The sequence below is a fragment of the Bhargavaea ullalensis genome, assembly GCF_042432615.1.
Lineage (GTDB): Bacteria > Bacillota > Bacilli > Bacillales_A > Planococcaceae > Bhargavaea > Bhargavaea ullalensis.
Genome location: NZ_JBHLWY010000019.1, coordinates 1 through 2,122 on the forward strand (window position 1 = coordinate 1; position 2,122 = coordinate 2,122).

Here is a 2,122-nt window from a genome sequence, read left to right on the forward strand (position 1 = left end):
CGGAAAGAGACCGTGGAACGCGGTTTTGGAGATGCCAAAGAAAAGTGTGGCATGCGATGGACAACCCTTCGCGGGGAGGCAAAAATGTCCATGCAGGCGATGCTTACTTATGCTGCGCTGAATTTAAAAAAATTGGCCTGCTGGACATGGAAAGCACCAAAACCGGCCTGACGGCCGCTCCTCCCCAGGGGCTTTATGGGCAAGAACATGCGAAATATCCACGAAAATGACAAAACGACCCCAAAAGATTTCTTTTGGGTCCGTTTTGTCTACAGTCTGAACAGCCGCCTCAATGAGGCGGCTGTTCTATTTCTCCATTAGTCTTGGAATGCCCGGATGAACCGGTCAACGCCTTCCTGGACGGTGGATTTAGGAGCGGCGACGTTCATGCGGAGGAACCCGCGGCCGGCTTCGCTGTATTTCGTTCCCGGCTCAAGTGCGAGTTTCCCTTTGTTGAGGAGGCGGTCCATCACTTCTTCCTCGGACAGGCCGGTGCCGCGGTAATCGATCCAAAGCAGGTAAGTGGCGTCCGGCATGCGGACTTTCACGCCCGGAACGGCTGCTGGAATTGTGTCGATCACGAGCTTCATATTATCTTCGATGACGGCGATCAGTTCCTCGAGCCACGGGCCGCCTTCCTCATAGGCGGCGGTCAGGGCGGCGGCCGCAAAGGCGTTGAGGTTCGAGTGTCCGTGAGCCATCGCATTGTGTTCCAGCCGTTTTCGGAGATCCGGATCTTCCGTGATCATGAGGGCCGCCTGAACACCGGCGAGGTTGAATGTCTTGGTCGGCGCGACGGACGTGACGAGCTTGACGCCGGTCCCCTCGGAAGCGACCGCCATCGGAATATGCTTTTTGCCTTCGAGCATCAGATCGGCATGGATTTCGTCCGCAAAGACGATGACGTCTTTTGTCGCGCAGATTTTCGCGATTTTCCGCAAATCTTCCCGGCTCCACGCGATGCCGCCCGGGTTGTGCGGATTGCAGAGGATGAACAGCTTAATCTCATTCTCGTCGATGGCCTGTGCAAACGAGTCAAAATCAACAGAATAGACGCCGTCCGTTTCCAACAGCAGATTTTGGATGACATTGCGTTCCTGCAAAGCCGGAACCGTAAAGAACGGGGGATACACCGGACTGGTGATGAGAATATTGTCGCCTTTATCGCTGAACGTTTCGACGAACGCCGCGATTGCCGGAACGACGCCGTGCTCGAACTGCATCCAGTCATATTCCACTTTCCAGCCGTAGCGGTCCAGCATCCAGTCCGCAACGGCTTTTTTGCATCCGTCGCATATGTAGGAATAACCGAACACCGGGTGGTCGAGCCGCTCCTTCATGGCGCGGATGACGGGTTCCGGAGCCGCGAAATCCATGTCGGCCACCCACATCGGCAAAATGTCCGAGCCGTCCTCAACTCCGTACACTTCCTTCAAACGGTCCCACTTGACGGACCGGGTGCTTCTGCGATTGATTGTTTCCGTGAAATTCGCCAAATCATTTCCCTCTCTTTCATTTTCATTCGACAATTGTTATGATAACAATAATTACAGAATAAAAAAATTAAAAATTCAGGTGAGGCAGTGGATACAATGGAAATGAACCGCTCTGCGGCGGAGATTCTGAAACAATGGGATCCGTTCGGCGAAGGGGAGGACGGATATGAGACGGAAATCGCGGATGTGATCACCGCGCTCCAAAAATCCGAAAACCCGTCGGAGCTGGCTAACCGGATCCGGATGATCTATGAGCACTCCTACGAACTGTGGATTCCGCTTGAATCGTGCATGGAGGTCTCCTACAAGCTGATCGCGCTCAAATACAAAGCCGTCTGCCCGGCATGAAAAAAACCGCCCATAAGGCGGTCAGACTGTAGACAAAGTGAGCCTAATGCTCCTTTGGCTACAGTTTTTCTTTTTCCTGAACATCCTTCGGATTTCCGCTGCGGGCCCTCGCTTACCGCGGGCGTTGCCTTAGCCTCCTCGAGCTGCGCTCTGCGGGGTCTTCGGCTAACGCTTTTCCCGCAGGTGTCTCGGGCCCTCCGCTTCAATCCGCCTTAAGCGTGTTGAGACAAGCGGTTTCTGTATATATAATCAAAATAACAGACTATTAAACGGGTGAT

The 2,122-nt window shown here is 53.7% G+C and carries 3 protein-coding genes; 2 read left to right on the forward strand and 1 reads right to left on the reverse strand.

Annotation, left to right across the window (positions count from 1 at the left end):
• Nucleotides 1-171: transposase (locus ACFFIY_RS05245; RefSeq protein ID WP_376837199.1), on the forward strand; the 171-nt coding region annotated here is incomplete at its 5' end.
• Nucleotides 172-317: 146 nt separating this feature from the next.
• Here the strand turns inward: ACFFIY_RS05245 and ACFFIY_RS05250 are convergent.
• On the reverse strand, nt 318-1,496 hold the full coding sequence (locus tag ACFFIY_RS05250) for a MalY/PatB family protein (protein WP_354199522.1): 1,179 nt from the start codon (nt 1,494-1,496) through the stop codon (nt 318-320).
• Between the two features lie 96 nt (nt 1,497-1,592).
• On the opposite strand from ACFFIY_RS05250, the gene ACFFIY_RS05255 reads away from it, so the two are divergent.
• A complete protein-coding gene (locus tag ACFFIY_RS05255) occupies nt 1,593-1,844 on the forward strand; it encodes a DUF1871 family protein (RefSeq protein WP_354199520.1) in 252 nt (83 codons plus the stop codon).
• Nucleotides 1,845-2,122 lie beyond the last annotated feature (278 nt).